Below are 21,398 nucleotides of genomic sequence, written 5' to 3'. Positions count from 1 at the left end.
GCCCCGCCCGTTCACGCCGTCAGGGGGAATTCCCCGCCCAGTGCCTCGAACATCCCGTTGTTCAGCTCGTACGCCCGCTTGCACTCGGCCACGATCCGCTGCCGCTCCAGCTCGTCACCGGGCACCGCGTCCAGCAGCTCGCAGTAAGTCCGCTTGAAGGCGGCCGGGTTGGGGATCTCCTCGAAGACGTAGAAGCGGACCCCGTCGCCCTTCTTCGGGAAACCCCACGTCTTCTCGGCCGTGTCGCGGATGATCTGCCCGCCGGAGAGGTCGCCGAGGTAGCGCGTGTAGTGGTGGGCGACGTACCCGGCCGGCCAGGTGCGGGCGCATGCCGTGATCCGGTCCGCGTACTCCAGGGTGGCCGGCAGCGCGCTGACCGTCGTCCGCCAGCCGGGGCCGCGCAGATACTCCAGGTCCTGCTCCAGCGCCGTCATGCGGAACAGCTCCGGACGGACGAAGGGGCCGGCCACCGGGTCCGCCGCCAGGTGCCGGGCGCCGGACTCCAGCGCGCCGTACACGAACCACAGCTGCTCCGTGTAGCGCGCGAATGCGTCGACTCCCAGTTTGTGTCCCAGCAGGTCGCCGATGAAGGTCGAGCCCCTGACCTGCTCGTGCTGCTCACGAGACGCGGTCCGAAGGAGCGTCGAGAAGGATTCCATGGCGACACTTTTCCCGACGAGCTGTCGGTAAAAACCTCACTCCCGAAAAAGAGCGGCCCGCCCTCCGGGGAGAGCGGGCCGTTCGGCGGTGTGTGGGCGGGGGCTAGGGCAGCGTGAGGATCTCCGCGCCCGTGTCCGTCACCACCAGCGTGTGCTCGAACTGGGCCGTCCGCTTCCGGTCCTTCGTGACGACCGTCCAGCCGTCGTCCCACGTGTCGTACTCGTGCGTGCCGAGCGTCAGCATCGGCTCGATCGTGAACGTCATGCCGGGCTGGATGACCGTCGTCGCGTGCGGGCTGTCGTAGTGCGGGATGATCAGGCCCGAGTGGAACGACGAGTTGATGCCGTGCCCGGTGAAGTCCCGGACCACTCCGTAGCCGAAGCGCTTGGCGTACGACTCGATGACCCGGCCGATGATGTTGATCTGCCGGCCCGGCTTGACCGCCTTGATCGCCCGGTCGAGGGACTCCCGGGTCCGCTCCACCAGCAGCCGCGACTGCTCGTCGACGTCCCCCACCAGGTAGGTGGCGTTGTTGTCGCCGTGCACCCCACCGATGTACGCCGTCACGTCGAGATTGACGATGTCGCCGTCGCGCAGGACCGTCGAGTCCGGGATGCCGTGGCAGATGACCTCGTTGACGCTCGTGCACAGCGACTTCGGGAAGCCGCGGTAGCCCAGGGTCGAGGGGTAGGCGCCGTGGTCGCACATGTACTCGTGCGCGACCCTGTCCAGCTCGTCCGTGGTCACCCCGGGGGCGATCAGCTTCGCGGCCTCCGCCATCGCCCGGGCCGCGATCCGGCCGGCCAGGCGCATCGCCTCGATGGTCTCGGGCGTCTGCACCTCCGGTCCGGTGTACGGCGTCGGCGCGGGTTTGCCGACGTACTCGGGACGGCGGATGTTTCCGGGCACGGAACGGGTGGGGGACAGCTCCCCTGGGACGAGCAGCGACTGGCCAGACATGCCAGCGAGTCTAACCAGCGGCCACGGGGGAACATGTCGATGGCGAGAGGAGCTGGTCATGGCCCTGTTCAAGAAGCGCACGGTCGGCAAGCCGGGTGAGTGGTACTACTGCCTGGAGCACAAGAAGGTCGAGGAGGGGCCCGAGTGCCCCAACAAGGACCGGTTCGGGCCGTACGCCTCCCGCACGGAGGCCGAACACGCGATGGCGACCGCCCGAGAGCGCAACCTTCAGTGGGAGAACGACCCCAAGTGGCACGACGCCCCGGCGGGCAGCCGGGACGACGAGCACTGATCTGACCCCCGCCCTGGGCCGTGGCAGCCGCGGCCCAGGGCATGCGTGATTCAGGGCGCCTCGGCTCACAGCGGGACGCCCCGAGGTCACCAGCGGGCCGGTGGCGGTGCCGTCAGGTGCTCCGCCAGCCGCGCCACCCGGTCCCGGAGGCGACGCCGCCCCCGCGGGGCCGGCAGGGCGTTCTCCCCGGCCGCCGCGCTGACCAGGTGCTGCACCGTGTCGAGGTCCAGCTCCGAGCCGTCGGGGACGGCCAGGGCCTCGTGCGCCATGGACGGCAGCTCGCCCTGGCCGGGGCCGAGGGTCAGGACCGTCGCGCCGGCACGGCGGGCGTCGGACACCCGTTCCAGGAGCGGTGCGGCAGGCCCCTCCGGAGCGACCACCAGCAGCGTCTCGCCCCGCCGGGCCGCCTCCAGCCGTCCCAGACCGACCGCCAGATGCGCCGGGTCCGAGGGGCGCGCGCCGTGCCGTACCAGCGTCGGGGCCAGCTCCGGAGTGCCCGACCAGGCGGCCTCGTCCACCAGATGCGCGGCGAGGTGCCACGGCTCGTACTCCGGCGTGCCGACGAGCAGCAGCCCGCCCCCGTGCGACACCACCGAGCCGCGCAGCGCCCCGGCGAACCGCCTCGTGGCCCCCAGCCACTCCGTCCCGGCGAGCACTTCCCGCAGCAGCGCGACCCGTACCGCATCCATGGGACCGCATCCTGCCCCGAACGGTCACTCGTGACGTGGAGTTCACCACGCATTCGCCCGGGCTGGGTAGGCCGACCGGTCACCCGTACCGCCGTCGAACGACCGGAGGAACCCGCCGATGACCGAGACCAGCGTCCCCTTCCGCGCCGCACAGGAGGGGTACGCCAGCTTCCGTATCCCCGCCGTCGTCGCCACCGGCGCCGGTGACCTGCTCGCCTTCTGCGAGGGCCGGGTCGGCTCCCGGGACGACTTCGGGAACATCGACGTCGTACTGAAACGCTCCACGGACGGCGGCCGCACCTGGGGGCCGCTCCAGGTCGCCGCGCGCAACGGCGACGCCCTCGCCGGCAACCCCGCCCCGGTCGTCCTCGACACCGGCCGCGTCCTCCTCGTGCACGTGCGCAACGCGGCCCTCGCCACCGAGGACGCCATCCGGCGCGGCAAGGTGAGCGCGGCGGACGGGCGCCGCGTCTGGGTGCAGCACAGCGACGACGAGGGCCGCACCTGGTCGGCCCCGAAGGAGATCACCCAGGAGACCAAGCGGCCCGAATGGCGCTGGTACGCCACCACCCCCGGCCACGCGATCCAGCTGAGCACCGGCAGGATCGTCGTCCCCGCCAACCACTCCCTGCCGCCCACCGGCACCGACAACGGCACCGAGGGCAGGTACAACGGCGGCCACTGCCTGCTCAGCGACGACGCGGGCGCGACCTGGCGGATCGGCTACGTCGACGACCACACCGACGGCTACATCAACGCCAACGAGACCACCGCCGCCGAACTCCCCGACGGCCGCGTCTACTTCAACACCCGCAACGACTCCCCCTCGCCCGGCACCCGCGCCGACGCCCACTCGGCCGACGGCGGCCAGACCCTGGTCAAGCCCTTCCGCCCGCAGGCCGCTCTCGTCGCCCCGGTCTGCGAGGCCGCCGTCCTCCAGCTCCGCGACCCCGACCTGCTCCTGTACTCCGGCCCCGCCGACCCCGGCTTCCGAGCCCTGATGACGATCCGCGCCTCCACCGACGGCGGCACCACCTGGCGCCCGGCGTGCACGGTGGACGGCCTGCCCGCCGCGTACTCGGACCTCGTACGGATCGACGCGGACACCGTGGGCCTGCTGTACGAGACCGGCGACTTCGGCGCCTACGAGACGATCACCTTCCGGCGGGTGCCCGTGACGGAGCTGACCTGAGCCGTGGGGGGCGCCGCCGCGGTCGTAGAGTCGGGGCCATGACCTCTACCGACAGTGCTGCCACCGCCAACGCCCGGAAGGCGCCCGCCAAGGACCCCTGGGACCTGCCCGACGTCTCCGGACTCGTGGTCGGGGTGCTCGGCGGGACCGGGCCGCAGGGCAAGGGCCTGGCCTACCGGCTCGCCAAGGCCGGCCAGAAGGTGATCATCGGCTCGCGGGCCGCCGACCGTGCCCAGGCAGCCGCCGAGGAACTCGGCCACGGGGTCGAGGGCGCCGACAACGCCGAGACCGCGCGCCGCAGCGACATCGTGATCGTCGCCGTGCCGTGGGACGGCCACGGCAAGACCCTCGAATCCCTGCGCGAGGAACTGGCCGGCAAGCTCGTCGTCGACTGCGTCAACCCGCTCGGCTTCGACAAGAAGGGCGCCTACGCCCTCAAGCCGGAGGAGGGCAGCGCCGCCGAGCAGGCCGCCGCCCTGCTGCCGGACTCCCGGGTCACGGCCGCCTTCCACCACCTGTCGGCCGTGCTGCTCCAGGACCCGGAGATCGACGAGATCGACACCGACGTGATGGTGCTCGGTGAAGTGCGGGCGGACGTCGAGATCGTCCAGGCCCTGGCCGGCCGCATCCCCGGCATGCGCGGCATCTTCGCCGGGCGGCTGCGCAACGCCCACCAGGTGGAGTCGCTGGTGGCGAACCTGATCTCCGTCAACCGCCGGTACAAGGCGCACGCCGGGCTCCGCGTCACCGACGTGTGAGCCGGTGAGCTCCATGGGGGACACTGGACGGCACCAGCAGTGCCGCAGTGTCCCCCGACAGGAGTCACCCTCATGCCCCGCCTCGGCCTCTACGCTTTGATCGTCTGCGTCCTCTCCGTGGCCGCCGCCGTCGTCTCGTTCACGCGGGGCAGCTTCCTGGGGATCGTGTGGGTGCTGCTGGCGGGCCTGTCGTCCAACATGTGCTGGTACTACGTCAAGCGCGCCAGGCAGCGGAAGTCCGTCACCGGCTGACCTGTCACGGGGCCGCCGAGCAGAACTCGTTCGAGCCCTGCCAGAAGCGGTACAGCTCCTGACCGCAGTACGTCTCGAAGTCGCTGATGTTGAGGGACTTCAGGATCGTGTCGATCACGTCGAAGAAGACGCCGTTCACCGCCGGCAGCCACAGCAGCGCGAACACGAACAGCAGGCCGAACGGCGCGAACGGCTCCACCTGGCGCCGGATGTTGTACGACAGCCACGGCTCGATCACGCCGTAGCCGTCCAGGCCCGGCACCGGCAGGAAGTTCAGCAGCGCGGCCGTCACCTGGAGCAGCGCGAGGAACGCCAGCGCGAACCGGAAGTCGGTCGGCACGCCGTTCAGCGCGTCCAGCCAGAACGGGGCGGTGCAGACGACGGCGAAGAGCACGTTCGTCAGCGGACCGGCGGCCGAGATCAGACTGTGCTTCCAGCGGCCCTGGATCCGGCCCCGCTCGATGAACACGGCACCGCCGGGCAGTCCGATACCGCCCATGATCACGAAGATCACCGGGAGCACGATGCTGAGCAGCGCGTGCGTGTACTTCAGCGGGTTGAGGGTCAGATAGCCCTTCGCGCCGATGGAGATGTCGCCGCTGTGCAGGGCGGTGCGCGCGTGCGCGTACTCGTGCAGGCACAGCGAGACGATCCACGCCGCCGTCACGAACAGGAACACGGCGACACCGGGCTGCTCGGCGAACCCGGTCCAGGTCGCCCATCCCGTGACCGCCGTCACGGCGACGATCCCGACGAACACGGGACTGATCCGCCGCTCGCTGTGGCGGGTGGTGGCGGTGGTCATGGGGCTCCCTGCACTCGTCGACACGGGGTGAGACGGCCCGACGGTACCGGGCGCAGGTGAAAAACGTCTCGCGCGGGGCGGCCGGTTCCGGGGAGGGTGGGCCAATGGGGCTGTGGCACGTGTTCTACGAGGGCTGGCAGATGGAGTGCTGCGGCACGCCGTTCTCGGTCGGGGACGAGGTGAGCTGGCCGCTGCTGCTCCTGGACGCGGACACCGTGCTGGGCGGCGGCTGGCACGACCAGCTCACCGAGGTCGCCGGGCCGGTGGAGGAGGTCGGCGGGGTGCGGATGGTCCGGGGGGAGACGGGCCTCCCGGTGGCGCTGGGGGCCGACCCCGACGCCGAGGAGGACCGGCGCCCGCAGCCGGGGAGCCGGACCCGGTCGGCGGGGCTGCTGTCCGTCGAGCGGCACGGCGCGAAGTGGCCCGAGGCCGGAGGGCGGGTGCGGGCCGTACAGGTGCTGACCCAGACCTGGGCCGAGACCGCGCCCGGATCGCGCTCCTACGAGCCGGTGGCGGGCAAGCGCGGGCTGCGGGCGGTGGAGCGCTGCCCGCGGTGGTTCGCCGAGACCGAAGGGGAGCGGGCGCCCGACGGGCGGGGACGGCGCTCACGCGAGTCGGGCGTGGTGGTGACCCTGGACGTGCCGGGCACGGACTCCCGGCTCTCCCACGCCGTCCGCGAGGCCCGGGGCATCCCCGGCCGGGGCGCGGAGCCCGGCGCGGAGACCCGGGGCATCGGGGCGGCGGACCTGGCGGCCCTCCTGGAGACGCTGAGCACGGGGACGCCCCCGCGGCGACGGGCCCGGCGCCGCCACGCGGGTGCGTGACCGGCCCCGCGATGACCCCGACACACTCACACCGACCTGGGGGCCCTGCCGCGTGGGGCCGCCGTGACCTCGGCGTCTCGCGCGGGTGGGTGAGGGGCTCAGCCGTGTCCGGCTGCTGTGACTCCGGCGGCCGGTGCCGGTCCGTGCACGGCCCCGCCCTGCCCGCGCCGCCGATGACCCCGAGGCCCCCACACCCGCACCGGACCGGCCCGCCCCGCCGATGACCCTGCCCCAACACCCGCCCCTGACCGGCCCGCCGCGCCGTCACCCGTCGTGACCCGCCCCCGTACAACGGAGACAATGAGCCCGTGCACTACCGCATCCTCGGCACCACGCAGGCGCTCCGCACCGACGGGACGGCCGTTCCGGTCGGTGGGGCGCGGCTGCGTGCGCTGCTGACCGTGCTCGCGCTGCGGGCCGGACGGACCGTGCCCGCGGGGTTACTCATCGACGAGGTGTGGGGCGGGCAGCCGCCCGCCGACGCGCCCGGGGCGCTGCAGGCACTGGTCGGGCGGTTGCGCAGGGCGCTCGGGGCGGACGCGGTCGCCTCCGTCGAGGGCGGGTACCGGCTCACGGCCGCGCCCGACGACGTCGACCTGCACCGGTTCGAGCGGCTGGCCGGCGAGGGACTGCGGGCGCTGGCCGACGGCGACCCCGCCAAAGCCGCCGTGGTCCTCGACGACGCCCTCGCCCTGTGGCGCGGCCCGGCCCTCGCCGACCTGCCCGACCGCACCGCCGAGGCGGCCCGCCGGGACACCCGCCGCCTGGACGTGCTGCGCGCCCGCCACACCGCCGCCCTCGCCCTCGGCCAGGCCGAGCAGTCCCTGCCGGAACTGACCGCGCTGTGCGACAGCCACCCCCTGGACGAGCCCCTCCAGACGCTGCGCCTGCGCGCCCTGCGGGACGCCGGCCGGGCCGCGGAGGCGCTGGACGCCTACGAGGACGTCCGGCGGCTGCTCGCCGACCGTCTCGGCGCCGACCCCGGCCCGGAACTGCGCGCCCTGCACGCGGACCTGCTGCGCCTCGGGGACCTGCCGGCAGCCGCGCCCGCCGCCGAGGGGCCGGGCAGATCCGCCGGCAACCTCCGTGCCCGCCTCACCTCCTTCATCGGCCGGGAAACCGACATCGAGACCCTCCGCGGGGATCTCGCGGCGGCCCGGCTGGTCACCCTGCTCGGCCCCGGCGGCGCCGGGAAGACCCGCCTGTCGCAGGAGACCGCCGAGACCCTCCGCGAGGCCATGCCCGGAGGCGTGTGGCTCGCCGAACTCGCCCCCGTCGACGACCCCGACGCCGTACCGGAGGCCGTACTCACCGCCGTCGGCGCCCGCGAGACCGTGCTGTACGGAGCCGGCGCCGAAGGCATCCGCGCCGCCGTCGCGGACCGGCTGGACGACCCCGTCGAGCGGCTCGCCGAGCACTGCTCCCGGCCCCGCATGCTGCTGATCCTCGACAACTGCGAGCACGTCGCCGACGCCGCCGCCCGGCTCACCGAGGAGCTGCTGGCGCGCTGCCCCGACCTCACCGTCCTGGCCACCAGCCGTGAACCCCTCGGCGTGCCGGGGGAGTTGCTGCGCCCGGTGGAGCCGCTGCCCGAGCCCGTCGCGCTGCGGCTGCTGGCCGACCGGGGCGCGGCGGCCCGGCCCGGCTTCCGGATCGAGGACGACCCCGGGGCGTGCGCCGAGATCTGCCGGCGCCTCGACGGCCTGCCGCTGGCCATCGAACTGGCCGCCGCCCGGCTGCGGATGCTCACACCCCGCCAGATCGCCGACCGGCTCGACGACCGCTTCCGTCTCCTCACCTCCGGCAGCCGCACCGTCCTGCCCCGCCAGCAGACCCTCAGAGCCGTCGTCGACTGGTCCTGGGACCTCCTCGACGAGGACGAACGGGACGTCCTGCGGCGGCTGTCGGTGTTCGCCGGCGGCTGCGACCTGCCCGCCGCCGAGGCGGTGTGCGGGCCGGCCGCCCTGGAGGCGCTCGGCTCGCTCGTCGACCGCTCCCTGGTGGTGGCCGCCCCGCCCGGTGAGTCGGCCGACGGGGAGATGCGCTACCGGCTCCTGGAGACCGTCGCCGAGTACGCCGGCGAACGGCTGGACGAGTCCGGGCAGCGCCCCGACGCCGAGCGCGCCCACCTGACGTACTTCCGTGAACTCGCCCGCACCACCGACCCGTTGCTGCGCGGCGCCGGCCAGCTCGCCGCCATCCACCGCCTGGAGCGCGAGTACGAGAACCTGCGCACCGCGCTGCGCCACGCCGTCGCCCTGCGCGACGAGCAGGAGGCGCTGTGCCTGGCGCTGTCCCTCGTCTGGTACTGGCAGATGCGCGACCTGCGCATCGAGGCGCGCAACTGGTGCCGCGAGGTCATGGCGCTCGGCCCCGACCCCTTCACCGAACCCGTCCGCCCCGCCACCGCGGTCTGGCAGCGCTGCACCGACAGCCCGCCCCCGATGACCGGCGAGGTCCTCACCGAGGCCCGGCGCGGCATCCACCTCGCCCATCTCGCGTGCATGGACACCGAACTGGACGCCTGGCAGAACCCGCGCTCCCAGCAGAAGCTGCGCACCATCGCCCGGACCTACGAGCCCGGTCTGCCGCAGAACTGCCGCCTCCCCGGCATCCTCTGGTTCTTCGCCGTGATGCTGACCGGCGACATGGACCGGCTGCGCGTCATCATCGACGCCTCCATCCGGACCTGCAGGCAGACCCCCGGCTTCGAATGGGAGCTGGCCTCCGGCCTCCAGATGCGGGCCAACTTCCTCGCCAACCGCATCGACTGGGCGGGCGACGCCGCCCGTGACGCCGACGAGTCGCTGGAGATCTACCGGCGCCTCGGCGACGCCTGGGGCACCGCCGAGGCCCTCTCCGCCCGCGCCGAGGCCCACGAACGCAGGGGTGACCACGCCCGGGCCGCCGCCGACTACGAAGCCGCCATCTCCCACGCCGAGCAGCTCGGCGCCCGCGCCCAGGCAGCCGTCCTCGCCGCCCGGCTCGGCAGCGCCCTGCTGGAGGCCGGCGAGGACGAACGCGGCGAGCGGCTGCTGCGCGAGGTGATCGCCCAGCGCGAGGAATCGCACAGCGAGGCGATGCCCGCAGCCCGGCTGTTCCTCGCCGGCTGGCTCGGCATGACGGGCCGCGTCGCCGAGGCCCGCGAGCAACTGCGGCGGCTGCGCCTGGACTTCCGTATCGCCCACTTCATCGTCTTCGACGCCTTCATCCTCGGCACGGAAGCCTGGCTGGACGCCGAGGAGGAGCGCTACGACGACTGCCTGGACCGCATCCGCAAGGCGATGGAACGCGCCTCCGACCCGCTGTCCGAGGCCATCGCGCCCCATATGCGCTCGGGATACGTGCTCATCGGCGCCTGGGCCCTGGCCGCCCTCGACAGGGGGCGGCGCGCCGCCGACGCGGCCCGGTGCCTGGGCGCGTTCGACGCCCTGCTGCCGTCCGGCCACGTCGCCCGGAGGCAGGAGCGCGCGACCCGTGAGCAGGTGGAGCGGCGGGCCCGGGCGCAGCTCGGCGACCCGGCGTACGAGGCCGCGTACGCCGAAGGCGGCGGCCTCTCCCTCGAGGAGGCCGCCGCCCTCTTCTGACGCGGACCGGGCGCGTGGGTCAGCTCTTGGTGCGGAACTTGTGGATCGCGACGGGCGCCATCACGGCCGTGATCGCCACCGACCAGCCGAGCGTCACCCACAGGTCGTGCGCGACCGGCCCGCCCACCATCAGACCGCGCGCGGCGTCCGCGAGCGTGGACAGCGGGTTGTAGTCGGTGAAGGCCTGGAGCCAGCCCGGCATCGACGTGGTCGGCGCGAAGATCGACGAGCCGAACTGCAGCGGGAACAGCACCAGGAATCCCATCGCCTGCACGGACTGCGCGCTCTTCATGATCACGCCCAGGGTGAGGAACACCCACATGATCGACGAGGCGAACGCGGTGGACAGGGCCACGGCCGCGAACAGCCCGGGCCAGTTGGTGATGTCGAAACCGACCGCCACGGAGACGATCATCAGCACGGTGGTCGCGAACAGCATGCGCAGCAGTTCCACCGAGATCTTCGCGAAGAGCACCGAGCCGCGCCCGATGGGCAGGGACCGGAAGCGGTCCATGACACCGGAGTTGAAGTCCTGGCTGAAGCCGGTGCCGACGCCCTGGGACAGCGTCATGCTCATCATCGCGATCATGCCGGGGATCACGTACTGCACGTACTGGTCCTGCCCGCCGCCCAGCGCCTGCCCGATCGAGCCGCCGAACACGAACACGAACAGCAGGGTGAAGATGACCGGCATCAGCAGCGCGTCGGCCATCGACTCCGGGTCCTGGCGGATCCACAGCAGGTTGCGGCGGACGAGGGCACCGGTGTGCCTCAGGTGCCCGCGCAGCGAGATGCGGGCGTCCACCTTGGCGTCGTCGACGGTCACGGCGCTCATACGGCGGCCTCCTGAAGGTCCTCGGCGGGCGCGGCGTCCTGGGGTGCACTGGCACGGTGGCCGGTGAGGGACAGGAACACCTCGTCCAGGCTGGGCAGTTCGGTGGTGACGGCGGCGAGCGTGATGCCGCGGGACGTCACGGCGCCCACGACGGCGGTCAGCTGCTCGTCGCTGAGGATCGGGACGAGGAGGGTGCCGGAGTCGGTGTCCACGGTGGTGGTCGCGAGCCCGGTGATGCCGAGATCGTCCAGGTACCCGGCGAGCGGCCGCAGGTGCAGGGCGTCGGCCGGCCGGATCCGCAGGGTCCGCCCGCCGACCTTGGCCTTGAGCTCCTCGATGCCCCCGCCCGCGACGACCTTGCCCTTGTCCACGACCGTCAGCTCGGAGGCGAGCTGCTCGGCCTCCTCCATGTACTGCGTGGTCAGCAGCACGGTCACACCGCCGCCGACCATGGCCTTCACCTCGTCCCACACCTCGTTGCGGGTGCGCGGGTCGAGCCCGGTGGTCGGTTCGTCGAGGAAGAGGACGGCCGGCCGGCCGATCATGGAGGCGGCCAGGTCGAGCCGCCGCCGCATACCGCCGGAGTAGGTGCTCGCGGGCCGCTTGGCGGCGTCGGTCAGCGAGAACCGCTCCAGCAGTTCGTCGGCGCGCGCGCGTGCCTCCTTGCGGGGCAGGTCGAGCAGCCGGCCGATCATGTACAGGTTCTCCCAGCCGGGCAGCTTCTCGTCGACGGAGGCGTACTGCCCGGTGAGCCCTATCACCCGCCGCAGCTGGCGCGGCTGCCGTACGACGTCGTACCCGGCCACCGTGGCCTGCCCCGAGTCGGGTGAGAGCAGCGTGGACAGGATCCGCACGAGCGTGGTCTTCCCGGCACCGTTCGGCCCGAGCACCCCCATCACGGTGCCCTCCCGCACCTCCAGGTCGACCCCGTCCAGAGCCTTGGTCTCCCCGTAGTGCTTCACCAGCCCCCGCACGGTCACAGCGGCGCCGCCGGTTCGTGTGTCGATTCGCGTCATGGGACAGACGGTCCCAAGGCCCACCGACAAATCACCGACAGGCCGCCGACACCCCACCGACGGCCACCGCAACCATCAAATCGAGCAACCACGACGGCGACCGGCCACCTCCGCGAGAGCGGCGCCGGTTCAGGCGCAAAAAGGGGACAGCCCGTCGACTGGGGGAAGGTCGACGGGCTGTCCGTGGTGCCGCTGTGGCTCTAGTGGACGGAGTTCTCTTCCTGCGGGAACGTTCCGCCGACGACGTCCTCCGCGAACGCCTTCGCCGCGTTCCCCATGACCTCACGCAGATTCGCGTACTGCTTCACGAACTTCGGCACCCGCCCGCCGGTCAGACCCAGCATGTCGGTCCACACCAGCACCTGCGCGTCGGTCTCGGGGCCCGCCCCGATCCCGACGGTCGGGATGTGCAGCACCCGCGTCACCTCGGCGGCCAGCTCCGCGGGAACCAGCTCCAGCACCACCGCGAACGCCCCCGCGTCCTGCACGGCCTTCGCGTCCCGCAGCAGCTGCTGGGCCGCCTCCTCGCCCCGCCCCTGTACGCGGTAGCCCATCGCGTTGACCGACTGCGGGGTCAGTCCGATGTGCGCCATGACCGGGATGCCGGACTCGACGAGCAGCCGGATCTGCTCGTGCGACCGCTCGCCCCCCTCCAGCTTCACGGCCTGCACGCCCGCCTCCTTCACCAGCCGGGTCGCCGAGCGCAGCGCCTGCACCGGACCCTCCTGGTAGGAGCCGAAGGGCAGGTCGCCGACGATCAGGGCACGCGAGGTGCCCCGTACGACCGCCGCCGACAGCATCGTCATCTCGTCGAGGGTGACGGGCACGGTCGTCTCGTACCCCAGGTGGCAGTTGCCCGCCGAGTCGCCGACGAGCATCACCGGGATCCCGGCCTCGTCGAAGACGGACGCGGTCATCGCGTCGTACGCGGTGAGCATCGGCCACTTCTCGCCGCGCTCCTTGGCGGCGGCGATGTCGCGCACGGTGATACGGCGGGTGCCCTTGCCCCCGTACAGCGCCCTGCCGCTGTCGGAGGGCTTCGCCTGAGCAGTCTGGGCAGCCGGAAGCTGCGTCATTACACGGCTCCTAACACGTCATCTCGAGGCGCCCTGACGGCGTCCCCGGACCACGTCCATGGTGGCACCTCGTGCCACCGAGGGCTAGGGGAGCCCCTGTGAGTTCCGCCCGCGGAGCCCGCAGGCGGAAAGCCGCGTAAGATCCCGGTAAGAGAATTCCAATACGAGACGGTCTCGTATCGAAATGGTCCTAGGCTGTGCGCATGACTACTCCTGCCGGCCCGGCCGCCCCCACCGGCCCGCGCGTACCGGAAGCGGTGCACCGGCGCCGCTGGGCGATCCTCGGCGTGCTGATGCTGAGCCTGCTGATCGTCGTGCTCGACAACTCGATCCTGAACGTCGCCATCAAGACGATCTCCACCCCGGCCCCCACCGGCCTGGGCGCCACGCAGAGCGAGCTGGAGTGGGCGATCAACGCCTACACCCTCGTCTTCGCGGGCCTGCTGTTCACCGCCGGGCTGCTCGGCGACCGGCTGGGCCGCAAGAGGGTGCTGCTCGGCGGTCTCGCCGTGTTCGGTATCGGCTCCGCGTGCGCCGCGTTCTCCGGCTCGCCGGGCGAGCTGATCACCTTCCGCGCCGTGATGGGCCTGGGTGCCGCGTTCGTGATGCCCGCCACCCTCGCCGTCCTCATGAACGTCTTCGAGCGCGAGGAGCAGCCGAAGGCCATCGGCATCTGGGCGGGCGGCGTCGGCCTCGCCATCGCCATCGGCCCGATCACCGGCGGCGTGCTGCTCGACCACTTCTGGTGGGGCTCGGTCTTCCTCATCAACGTGCCGATCGTGCTCCTCGCGCTCGCGCTGATGCTGTGGCTGGTGCCCGACTCGCGCGACCCGAACCCCGGCCGGATCGACCCCGTCGGCGTCGTCCTGTCCGTCGTCGGCCTGGTGCTGCTCGTCTACGGCATCATCGAGGGCGGCCAGCTCGCCGACTTCACCGACGCCACCGTGCTGGCGACGATCGGCGCCGGTCTCGCCGTGCTGGTGGCCTTCGTCGTGTTCGAGAAGCGCAGCGACCACCCGTCCATCGACGTCACGTACTTCAGGAACAAGGTCTTCTCGGCGGCCATCGCCGCCGTCGCGCTGGTCTTTTTCGCGCTGATGGGCGTGACCTTCTTCTCCGTCTTCTACACCCAGAGCGTGCGCGGCTACTCGCCGCTGCAGACCGGTCTGCTGATGCTGCCGCTGGCCGCCGCCCAGCTGATCTTCGCGCCGCGCGCCCGGCTGGTGGTCGACCGCTTCGGCAACCGGGCCACGACCACGGCCGGCCTGCTCGTCATCGCCGCCATGCTGGCCGCCTTCGCCACCCTGGACGCCGACACACCCATCTGGATCCTGGAAGTGATCTTCTTCCTCATGGGCACCGGCATGGCGCACATCATGACGCCGGTCAGCGTCGTCATCATGCAGGCCCTGCCCCGCGAGAAGGCCGGCTCCGCCTCCGCGCTCAGCAACACCTTCCGGCAGGTCGGCGGCGCCCTCGGCATCGCCGTCCTCGGCTCGGTGCTGTCCACGGCGTACCGCACGGGCATCGAGGACGAGCTCGGCGCGGTGCCCCCGGCGCTGCGCCACACCGCGGGGGAGTCCATCGAGGCCACGCTCGGCGTCGCGGCCGAGCTGGGCCCGCGGGGCGAGTCCCTCGTCACCCCGGCCTACGACGCGTTCCTGCACGCGATGCACGTCACCGCCCTGTGCGGTGCGGGAGTCGCCCTGATCGGCGCGGTCGTCGTGGTGCTGTGCCTGCCGGGGAAGCCGCCGGCGTCCCAGCAGACCGACGAGAGTGCGGAGTTGTCGCACACAGGGTCGTAGACCCGCGGGAGAATTCACTCTTCGCGCAGCCGGGAGCGGTCTTCGCCCCGTCAGGAAAGGACGCAGCGACGTGAGCCTCGCCGAACGGCACTCCCCGCACGACGGTCCCACCAGGGGCCGCCCCAGAAGCGAGGCCGTCGAGCGCGCCATCATCGAGGGCGTGATGAAGCTCCTGGAGGAGGGCGTGCCCCTCGCCGAGCTGTCCATCGAGCGCATCGCCCGCACCGCCGGCGTCGGCAAGGCCACCATCTACCGCCGCTGGAGCGGCAAGGAGGAACTCTTCGTCGACGTCGTACGCGCCGCCGAGCCCCCGGACCCGCCGCTCCCCGGCACCTCCATGCGCGACGACCTCGTGGTCCTGCTGGAGCAGGTGCGCCGGCGCGGCCTGGCCAACCGCTCCTCGGCGATCCTGCACAGCGTGCAGGCCCAGATGAAGAGCAGTCCGAAGCTCTGGGCGGCGTACCACGCCACCGTCGTCGCCCCGCGCCGCCGGCTCGGCCTGGAGGTCCTGCGCCGCGGCCGGGAGAACGGCGAACTGCGCACGGACCTCGACCTCGAACTGCTGAACGACCTGTTCGTCGGCCCGGTGCTCGTACGCGCCGTGCTGCGCCCTGACGCCGACCTCCCCGACGACCTCGCCGAGCAGGTCGTCGACACCCTGCTCGAAGGGCTGCGACCCGGCAGCTCACCCTCTGTCAGTTCGGCCTCCCAGGGCTCCTAGTGTGCGCGTTTCGTCACAGAGGGCGCTTTCGGTGGGCGTGATCGGAACTCACCGCGGGGACTCGAACGTCATCGCCCCCGTACGGCCGTCGAAGGACGGCGGGAACGGAACGGATCATCCCCTAGGGTCGTAAAGACACGGGGGCGATGGTGTGCACGGCAGGCAGTGAGGCGACGGTATGGCGCAGCAGGCGTACATGACGGAGACGGACAACGGCGGCTCGGGGCCCGAGCACCGGGGAACCCGGCTTCGGCGCCTGTTCGACCGGCTGGCGGGCCCCTGGCGGGGCGACCCGCGGATCTGGCGGCGCGGACTGTTCGTCGCCGCGTGCGCGGCGCTGCTCGCCCTGGTCATGGGGTTGCACTCGCGCATCCCGAACACGATCGGCAACCTGGGCAGCCTCACCGAGACGTTCCTGCCCTGGCTGGGGCTCCTCGTCCCGGTGCTGCTCGTCCTCGCCCTGGTCCGCAGGTCCGCGACCGCGCTGATCGCGGTGGTGCTGCCGTCCGTGGTGTGGCTGAACCTCTTCGGCGGCCAGCTCAGCGACAAGACCGCGACCGGCGGCGACCTCACGGTGGTCACGCACAACGTCAACGCCGACAACCCGGACCCGGCCGGCACCGCCCGTGACGTGGCCGCCTCCGGCGCGGACGTGCTGGCCCTGGAGGAGCTGACGCCGGACGAGGTCCCGACGTACGAGCAGGCGCTGGCGTCGACGTACCGCTACCACTCGGTGCAGGGCACGGTCGGCGTGTGGAGCAAGTACCCGCTGACCGGTGTGCGGGACGTCGACCTCGACATGGGCTGGACGCGCGCGATGCGCGCCACCGTGACCGCCCCGTCCGGGCAGCTCGCGGTCTACATCGCCCATCTGCCCTCGGTGCGCGTGAAGATGGAGGCCGGCTTCACGGCCCGGCAGCGCGACCGGAGCGCCGACTACCTCGGCGAGGCCATCGCCCACGAGCCGCTGAAGAACGTCGTCCTGCTCGGCGATCTGAACGGCACCATGAACGACCGCGCGCTCAACGCCGTCACGTCCCAGATGCGCTCCACGCAGGGCGCGGCCGGCAACGGCTTCGGCTTCAGCTGGCCCGCGTCGTTCCCGATGGCGCGCATCGACCAGATCATGGTCCGGGGCCTGAAGCCGGAGAGCTCGTGGACCCTCCCGCAGACCGGCAGCGACCATCTGCCGGTCGCGGCCCGTGTGAGGGTCACCACAAGCGGTTCCTGAAAACCGCTGGTCAGGGCAGTTCCGTCAGAAATCCGCAACCTCGGCGTCACCGCGTGGAATAGTGCGCCTGCGAGACTTTGTTCCGTACTTGAACATACACGTACGGATCTCCAAGCAAGTCTCGAAAGGCTCCTTCATGCCCCTGGCCCTGCTCGCCCTTGCCGTGGGCGCCTTCGGCATCGGCACGACCGAGTTCGTGATGATGGGGCTGCTGCCCGATGTCGCGGACGACCTGAACATCTCGATACCCAGCGCCGGCCATCTCGTGTCGGCGTACGCGCTGGGCGTCGTCATCGGCGCCCCGCTGCTGGCCGCGGTCACCGCCAAGATGTCCCGGCGCACGGTCCTGATCGGCCTGATGGGGCTGTTCGTCGTGGGCAACGCCCTGTCGGCCCTCGCGCCCGACAACGGCTGGCTGCTGGCCGCCCGCTTCCTGAGCGGTCTGCCGCACGGCGCCTTCTTCGGCGTGGGCGCCGTCGTCGCGACGAACATGGTCGCCCCCGAACGCAAGGCGCGCTCGGTCTCGCTGATGTTCCTCGGCCTGACGGTCGCGAACGTCGCGGGCGTGCCGGTCGCGACCCTCATGGGTCAGCATCTCGGCTGGAGGGCGACCTTCCTCGGCGTCAGTGCCATCGGCCTGGCGGCGATCGCCGCGCTCGCCCTCCTCATCCCGCACGACCACGAGCACACCACCGCCCAGGGCCTGCGCGGCGAACTCGCCGCCCTGAACTCCCTCCCGGTCTGGCTGTCGCTCGGCACGACCGTGGCGGGCTTCGGTGCCCTCTTCGCGGCCTACAGCTACATCACGCCGATGCTCACGGACGCCGCCGGCTACGCCGGCGCCAGCGTCACCCTGCTGCTGGCGCTGTTCGGCGTCGGCGCGACCGCCGGCAACCTGCTGGGCGGCCGCCTGGCCGACCACTCCCTGCGCGGCACGCTGTTCGGCGGCCTGGCCTCGCTGGTGGCGGTCCTGGCGCTGTTCCCGCTGCTGATGCGCACCGAGGTCACGGCCGCCGTGGCCGTGATCCTGCTCGGCATGGCGGCCTTCGCCACCGGCTCCCCGTTGCAGCTGATGGTCATGGAGAAGGCCTCCTCGGCCCCGTCCCTGGCCTCCTCGGCCAACCAGGCCGCCTTCAACCTGGCCAACGCCGGCGGCGCCTGGATCGGCGGCCTCGCCCTGGCCGCGGGCTTCGGTGTCACCTCCCCGGCCCTGGCCGGTGTGGCCCTGGCCGTCCTCGGCCTGGCCGTGGCGTCGCTGGCCTACGCGGTGGACCGGCGCCGGGCTCCGGTCGCCGGACGCGAGCGGATCGTGGCGAGCCACGTCCCGCAGGAAGCGGAAGCGGTGCACCACTGACGGCTCCCGGCACGCGGCAGTTCGTGGGACCCGGTCCCGCGGGCTGCCGTTCTTTCCGTCCACCGGGGTGCCTGGCGCCGCGCCGCGACGACCGCTGAACTCGTGGGTGTGGTGAGGACCTCGGTCGCGTCCGGCTCCGGATGGGCCAGAACACGCGCCGGAACAGCACGCCCACTCATGACCGGGCCCCCCTTCACGACGGGCTCGACGCCACCTGACCGCCTGTCAGCGCACTGACCAGTTCATCGAGTTCGTCGAACCGCCCGTCGAACTCGTCGGAGCCCGTGGGCGGATCCCCGCCCGGGCGGTGAACATAAGCGGTCCGCATACCGGCCGCCTGCGCGCCGCGGAGGTCCCAGGCGTGGGCGGCCACCATCAGCACGCGTTCCGGTGGGCACCCGGCGCTGTCGAGGGCGAGCCGGTAGACCTCCGGCGCCGGCTTGTAGGCCAGGGCGGCCTCGGCGGACAGCGCCTGATGCCAGCGCAGCCCGGCGTACGCGTTGAGGTGCAGCAGGGCCGTGCGGCCGGCGTTGGACAGCCCGATCACGGGGAACCGCCGGGCGAGCCGCTCCAGCCCGGCGACGGAGTCCTTCCACGGGGGCAGGCGCCGCCCCGCCGTGGCGAGCCGGGCGACGGCCCCCGGGTCGGTGACTCCGGCGCGGTCGGCCACGCGCCGGGCGGCCTCGGTGTCGACGACCTCCGTGCCGGCGTACGGGCGCAGCCCCTGCCGGACGCGTTCCTGCTCCTGCTCGCGGTGCCGCTGCCACAGGGCGACGAGCTCGTCGGCGACCGCCTCGTCGGACAGGTGCGTTGCCTCCTGAACGGCCGATCGAAGCCCGCCGGGTTCGTCGACCATGGTGCCGAGGACATCGAAGACGACGACCTCGATGTCGCGGATCTCCGCCATGCGCTCTCCCGCGTCCCGTCCACTGAGCACGTCACCACTTGAACAGGTGATGATGGTGACAGCGGATCTGTCACCGGTCAAGATGGTGACGGAGCGGGCGAGACCTGGCGCGCCGCCGGCCTACTGCTGCGGCTGGGTGGCGATCTGGATCAGGTTGCCGCAGGTGTCGTCGAGGACGGCCGTGGTGACGGGGCCCATGTCCACAGGCTCCTGGGTGAAGCGGACGCCGAGGCGGCTCAGGCGCTCGTACTCGGCCCGGACGTCCTCGACGGCGAACTGGGTGACCGGGATGCCGTCACCGACGAGCGCGTCGCGATACGGCTTGACGGCCGGGTGGCCGGCGGGCTCCAGGAGCAGTTCCGTGCCGCCGGGCTCCTCGGGGGAGACGACGGTCAGCCAGCGGTCCTTCTCGCCCACCGGGACGTCGTACTTCTTCACGAAGCCGAGGACCTCGGTGTAGAAGCGGAGGGCCTTGGCCTGGTCGTCGACGAAGATGCTGGTGAGACGGATCTTCACGGCGGGCTCCCGTGGTCAGGTCGGGGAGCTCGGGTCTCGACAGGGCCGGCGGCCACCGGCACCGCGAAGTGCCGGGAGACCGCCGGGCCCGAGATCCGAGCTGGTGCTTGTCACTTACGACCCTTGCCCGTCAGAGCGACTCCCGCCACCCGTTCGTGATCGGCAGCCGCCGGTCCTTGCCGAAGCCCTTCGGCGAGATCTTCGTGCCCGGCGGGTACTGGCGCCGCTTGTACTCGGCCGTGTCGACCATGCGCAGCGTCTTCGCGACCAGCTCCGCGTCGAACCCGGCCGCCACGATCTCGTCCGCACCCCGGTCCCGGTCGACGTACAGCTCCAGGATCGCGTCCAGCACCGGGTAGTCGGGCAGCGAGTCCGTGTCGACCTGGCCCGGGCGCAGTTCCGCGCTCGGGGGCTTGGTCACGGAGTTCTCGGGGATCGGCGGGGTCTGGCCGCGTTCCCGGGCGGCCCGGTTGCGCCACTCGGCGAGACGGAAGACCGAGGTCTTGTAGACGTCCTTGATGGGGCCGTACGCCCCGACCGAGTCGCCGTAGAGAGTGGAGTAGCCGACCGCCAGCTCCGACTTGTTGCCGGGCGCCAGGACGATGTGGCCCTCCTGGTTGGAGATCGCCATGAGCAGGGTGCCGCGCAGGCGCGACTGGAGGTTCTCCTCCGCCAGGCCCGTCAGGCCCAGCGAGCCCATGTACGCGTCGAACATCGGCTCGATCGCGACCGTGCGGTAGTTCAGGCCCGTGCGGCGGGCCAGTTCGGCCGCGTCGTCCTTGGAGTGGTCCGAGGAGTACTTCGACGGCATCGACACGCCGTACACGTTCTGCGCGCCCACCGCGTCGCACGCGATCGCCGCGACCAGCGCCGAGTCGATGCCGCCCGACAGGCCGATCAGGACCGACGTGAAGCCGTTCTTCGCGACGTACGCCCGCAGGCCCACGACCAGCGCCGAGTAGACCTCCTCGTCGTCGTCCAGGCGGTTCGCGTAACCACCCGTGAGCTCGGGCTCGTACGGGGCAAGGGGCTCCTCCGAGAGCACCACGCGGTCGATGCGCAGACCGTCGTCGACCACGCCGGTGGGCGCGTCCGCCGACGCCGCCGGCAGGTCCAGGTCCAGGACCACGCAGCCCTCGGAGAACTGCGGGGCCCGCGCCACGACCTCGCCGTCCTTGTCGACGACGATCGAGTCGCCGTCGAACACCAGCTCGTCCTGGCCGCCGATCATGGCCAGGTACGCCGTGGTGCAGCCGGCCTCCTGGGCCCGCTTGCGGACCAGCTCCAGGCGCGTGTCGTCCTTGTTGCGCTCATAGGGGGAGGCGTTGATCGAGACCAGCAGGCCCGCCTGCGCCGAACGGGCGGCGGGGACGCGGCCGCCGTCCTGCCAGAGGTCCTCGCAGATGGCCAGGGCGACATCCACGCCGTGCACCCGCAGCACCGGCATGCTGTCGCCGGGCACGAAGTAGCGGAACTCGTCGAACACGCCGTAGTTCGGCAGGTGGTGCTTGGCGAAGTTCAGGACCACCTCACCGCCGTACAGCACCGCGCCCGCGTTCTGCGGCGCGCCGGCCGGCTGGCCGTACTTCGGCTGGGCGGTCGCACTGCGGTCGAGATAGCCGACGATCACCGGCAGCTCTCCGAAGCCCTCCTCGGCCAGGCGCACCGCGAGAGCGCGCAGCGCCGCGCGGGAGGCCTCCACGAAGGACGACCTGAGCGCCAGGTCCTCGACGGGATACCCGGTCAGCACCATCTCGGGGAACGCCACGAGATGCGCTCCCTGCTCGGCAGAGTGCCGGGTCCAGCGGACGATCGACTCGGTGTTCCCGGCGAGGTCGCCGACACCGGCGTCGATCTGGTTCAGGGCGAGACGTAGTTGAGGCACGCCGCCCAGTGTAATCGTCAGAGCGACACAATG

Annotated in this window: 20 protein-coding genes; 10 read left to right on the top strand and 10 right to left on the bottom strand. The window is 72.1% G+C overall.

Translation table 11 applies throughout. The features are described from left to right. Positions 1 to 11 precede the first annotated feature (11 nt). Positions 12 to 659 (bottom strand): biliverdin-producing heme oxygenase, encoded by a 648-nt coding sequence (locus tag AB0G20_RS00625; protein WP_361293637.1) that lies wholly within the window; start codon positions 657 to 659, stop codon positions 12 to 14. A gap of 103 nt (positions 660 to 762) precedes the next feature. Beyond that, entirely contained in the window at positions 763 to 1,620 is an 858-nt protein-coding gene (gene map, locus AB0G20_RS00620) for a type I methionyl aminopeptidase (RefSeq protein ID WP_361293634.1), read from the bottom strand. A gap of 58 nt (positions 1,621 to 1,678) precedes the next feature. Between map and AB0G20_RS00615 the strand changes: the two genes are divergently transcribed. Beyond that, complete coding sequence (locus AB0G20_RS00615) at positions 1,679 to 1,912, top strand: hypothetical protein (RefSeq protein ID WP_361293631.1); 234 nt, start codon at positions 1,679 to 1,681, stop codon at positions 1,910 to 1,912. An 86-nt stretch (positions 1,913 to 1,998) separates the two neighbouring features. Here AB0G20_RS00615 and AB0G20_RS00610 read toward each other — a convergent pair whose 3' ends face one another. Further along, a complete protein-coding gene (locus AB0G20_RS00610; RefSeq protein WP_361293628.1) occupies positions 1,999 to 2,601 on the bottom strand; it encodes a hypothetical protein in 603 nt (200 codons plus the stop codon). 118 nt (positions 2,602 to 2,719) lie between these two features. Between AB0G20_RS00610 and AB0G20_RS00605 the strand changes: the two genes are divergently transcribed. From AB0G20_RS00605 to AB0G20_RS00595, 3 genes are all read left to right on the top strand, one after another. Further along, positions 2,720 to 3,793 carry a sialidase family protein gene (locus AB0G20_RS00605; RefSeq protein ID WP_361293625.1) on the top strand — a complete coding sequence of 358 codons (1,074 nt, stop codon included), beginning with the start codon at positions 2,720 to 2,722 and terminating at the stop codon, positions 3,791 to 3,793. A 38-nt stretch (positions 3,794 to 3,831) separates the two neighbouring features. Further along, positions 3,832 to 4,551 carry an NADPH-dependent F420 reductase gene (gene npdG, locus AB0G20_RS00600; protein WP_361293622.1) on the top strand — a complete coding sequence of 240 codons (720 nt, stop codon included), beginning with the start codon at positions 3,832 to 3,834 and terminating at the stop codon, positions 4,549 to 4,551. A 72-nt stretch (positions 4,552 to 4,623) separates the two neighbouring features. Further along, positions 4,624 to 4,803: a hypothetical protein gene (locus tag AB0G20_RS00595; protein ID WP_361293619.1), complete on the top strand. Its 180-nt coding sequence runs from the start codon at positions 4,624 to 4,626 to the stop codon at positions 4,801 to 4,803. A gap of 4 nt (positions 4,804 to 4,807) precedes the next feature. Here the strand turns inward: AB0G20_RS00595 and AB0G20_RS00590 are convergent, their stop codons facing one another. After that, positions 4,808 to 5,608, bottom strand: a complete 801-nt coding sequence (locus tag AB0G20_RS00590) for a site-2 protease family protein (RefSeq protein ID WP_361293616.1) — start codon at positions 5,606 to 5,608, stop codon at positions 4,808 to 4,810. Positions 5,609 to 5,712: 104 nt separating this feature from the next. Between AB0G20_RS00590 and AB0G20_RS00585 the strand changes: the two genes are divergently transcribed. Next, positions 5,713 to 6,432, top strand: coding sequence for a DUF6578 domain-containing protein (locus tag AB0G20_RS00585; protein WP_361293613.1), 720 nt, complete (start codon positions 5,713 to 5,715; stop codon positions 6,430 to 6,432). A 308-nt stretch (positions 6,433 to 6,740) separates the two neighbouring features. After that, complete coding sequence (locus AB0G20_RS00580) at positions 6,741 to 10,019, top strand: BTAD domain-containing putative transcriptional regulator (RefSeq protein ID WP_361293610.1); 3,279 nt, start codon at positions 6,741 to 6,743, stop codon at positions 10,017 to 10,019. A 19-nt stretch (positions 10,020 to 10,038) separates the two neighbouring features. On the opposite strand, the gene AB0G20_RS00575 is transcribed toward AB0G20_RS00580, so the two are convergent. The 3 genes from AB0G20_RS00575 to panB form a co-directional block, all read right to left on the bottom strand. Then, entirely contained in the window at positions 10,039 to 10,854 is an 816-nt protein-coding gene (locus AB0G20_RS00575; RefSeq protein WP_361293607.1) for an ABC transporter permease, read from the bottom strand. Beyond that, positions 10,851 to 11,870, bottom strand: coding sequence for an ATP-binding cassette domain-containing protein (locus AB0G20_RS00570; protein WP_361293604.1), 1,020 nt, complete (start codon positions 11,868 to 11,870; stop codon positions 10,851 to 10,853). Before AB0G20_RS00570 ends, AB0G20_RS00575 begins: the two co-directional genes overlap by 4 nt. A 200-nt stretch (positions 11,871 to 12,070) precedes the next feature. Then, positions 12,071 to 12,946 carry a 3-methyl-2-oxobutanoate hydroxymethyltransferase gene (gene panB, locus AB0G20_RS00565; RefSeq protein WP_361293601.1) on the bottom strand — a complete coding sequence of 292 codons (876 nt, stop codon included), beginning with the start codon at positions 12,944 to 12,946 and terminating at the stop codon, positions 12,071 to 12,073. 203 nt (positions 12,947 to 13,149) lie between these two features. Here panB and AB0G20_RS00560 point away from each other — a divergent pair, with 203 nt between their 5' ends. From AB0G20_RS00560 to AB0G20_RS00545, 4 genes are all read left to right on the top strand, one after another. Next, the gene (locus AB0G20_RS00560; protein ID WP_361293598.1) at positions 13,150 to 14,751 is read left to right on the top strand and encodes an MFS transporter; all 1,602 of its coding nucleotides are present in this window, start codon (positions 13,150 to 13,152) and stop codon (positions 14,749 to 14,751) included. 70 nt (positions 14,752 to 14,821) lie between these two features. Further along, on the top strand, positions 14,822 to 15,472 hold the full coding sequence (locus AB0G20_RS00555) for a TetR/AcrR family transcriptional regulator (RefSeq protein ID WP_361293595.1): 651 nt from the start codon (positions 14,822 to 14,824) through the stop codon (positions 15,470 to 15,472). A 178-nt stretch (positions 15,473 to 15,650) separates the two neighbouring features. Continuing rightward, positions 15,651 to 16,703 carry an endonuclease/exonuclease/phosphatase family protein gene (locus tag AB0G20_RS00550; RefSeq protein WP_361293592.1) on the top strand — a complete coding sequence of 351 codons (1,053 nt, stop codon included), beginning with the start codon at positions 15,651 to 15,653 and terminating at the stop codon, positions 16,701 to 16,703. A 136-nt stretch (positions 16,704 to 16,839) separates the two neighbouring features. After that, positions 16,840 to 18,057, top strand: coding sequence for an MFS transporter (locus tag AB0G20_RS00545; protein WP_361293589.1), 1,218 nt, complete (start codon positions 16,840 to 16,842; stop codon positions 18,055 to 18,057). A gap of 193 nt (positions 18,058 to 18,250) precedes the next feature. Here the strand turns inward: AB0G20_RS00545 and AB0G20_RS00540 are convergent, their stop codons facing one another. The 3 genes from AB0G20_RS00540 to AB0G20_RS00530 all read right to left on the bottom strand — a co-directional run bounded on the left by AB0G20_RS00540 (position 18,251) and on the right by AB0G20_RS00530 (position 21,365). Beyond that, complete coding sequence (locus AB0G20_RS00540) at positions 18,251 to 18,964, bottom strand: haloacid dehalogenase type II (RefSeq protein WP_361293586.1); 714 nt, start codon at positions 18,962 to 18,964, stop codon at positions 18,251 to 18,253. Between the two features lie 120 nt (positions 18,965 to 19,084). Then, positions 19,085 to 19,480 carry a VOC family protein gene (locus AB0G20_RS00535; RefSeq protein ID WP_361293583.1) on the bottom strand — a complete coding sequence of 132 codons (396 nt, stop codon included), beginning with the start codon at positions 19,478 to 19,480 and terminating at the stop codon, positions 19,085 to 19,087. A 130-nt stretch (positions 19,481 to 19,610) separates the two neighbouring features. Then, on the bottom strand, positions 19,611 to 21,365 hold the full coding sequence (locus tag AB0G20_RS00530) for an NAD+ synthase (protein ID WP_361293580.1): 1,755 nt from the start codon (positions 21,363 to 21,365) through the stop codon (positions 19,611 to 19,613). Positions 21,366 to 21,398: the final 33 nt, after the last annotated feature.

The organism is Streptomyces sp. NPDC024017, from assembly GCF_040638895.1.
Classification (GTDB): Bacteria; Actinomycetota; Actinomycetes; order Streptomycetales; family Streptomycetaceae; genus Streptomyces.
This window is presented reverse-complemented; position numbering and strand designations above follow the sequence as displayed.

What these genes read in the sequence shown, in the direction of transcription:
- AB0G20_RS00575 (WP_361293607.1), bottom strand. Translation starts at nt 10,854, where the DNA reads ATGAGCGCCGTGACCGTCGACGACGCCAAGGTGGACGCCCGCATCTCG.
- AB0G20_RS00585 (WP_361293613.1), top strand. Translation starts at nt 5,713, where the DNA reads ATGGGGCTGTGGCACGTGTTCTACGAGGGCTGGCAGATGGAGTGCTGC.
- AB0G20_RS00615 (WP_361293631.1), top strand. Translation starts at nt 1,679, where the DNA reads ATGGCCCTGTTCAAGAAGCGCACGGTCGGCAAGCCGGGTGAGTGGTAC.
- AB0G20_RS00610 (WP_361293628.1), bottom strand. Translation starts at nt 2,601, where the DNA reads ATGGATGCGGTACGGGTCGCGCTGCTGCGGGAAGTGCTCGCCGGGACG.
- panB (WP_361293601.1), bottom strand. Translation starts at nt 12,946, where the DNA reads ATGACGCAGCTTCCGGCTGCCCAGACTGCTCAGGCGAAGCCCTCCGAC.
- AB0G20_RS00625 (WP_361293637.1), bottom strand. Translation starts at nt 659, where the DNA reads ATGGAATCCTTCTCGACGCTCCTTCGGACCGCGTCTCGTGAGCAGCAC.
- AB0G20_RS00605 (WP_361293625.1), top strand. Translation starts at nt 2,720, where the DNA reads ATGACCGAGACCAGCGTCCCCTTCCGCGCCGCACAGGAGGGGTACGCC.
- AB0G20_RS00560 (WP_361293598.1), top strand. Translation starts at nt 13,150, where the DNA reads ATGACTACTCCTGCCGGCCCGGCCGCCCCCACCGGCCCGCGCGTACCG.
- AB0G20_RS00540 (WP_361293586.1), bottom strand. Translation starts at nt 18,964, where the DNA reads ATGGCGGAGATCCGCGACATCGAGGTCGTCGTCTTCGATGTCCTCGGC.
- AB0G20_RS00545 (WP_361293589.1), top strand. Translation starts at nt 16,840, where the DNA reads ATGCCCCTGGCCCTGCTCGCCCTTGCCGTGGGCGCCTTCGGCATCGGC.
- AB0G20_RS00595 (WP_361293619.1), top strand. Translation starts at nt 4,624, where the DNA reads ATGCCCCGCCTCGGCCTCTACGCTTTGATCGTCTGCGTCCTCTCCGTG.
- AB0G20_RS00590 (WP_361293616.1), bottom strand. Translation starts at nt 5,608, where the DNA reads ATGACCACCGCCACCACCCGCCACAGCGAGCGGCGGATCAGTCCCGTG.
- npdG (WP_361293622.1), top strand. Translation starts at nt 3,832, where the DNA reads ATGACCTCTACCGACAGTGCTGCCACCGCCAACGCCCGGAAGGCGCCC.
- map (WP_361293634.1), bottom strand. Translation starts at nt 1,620, where the DNA reads ATGTCTGGCCAGTCGCTGCTCGTCCCAGGGGAGCTGTCCCCCACCCGT.
- AB0G20_RS00570 (WP_361293604.1), bottom strand. Translation starts at nt 11,870, where the DNA reads ATGACGCGAATCGACACACGAACCGGCGGCGCCGCTGTGACCGTGCGG.
- AB0G20_RS00550 (WP_361293592.1), top strand. Translation starts at nt 15,651, where the DNA reads ATGGCGCAGCAGGCGTACATGACGGAGACGGACAACGGCGGCTCGGGG.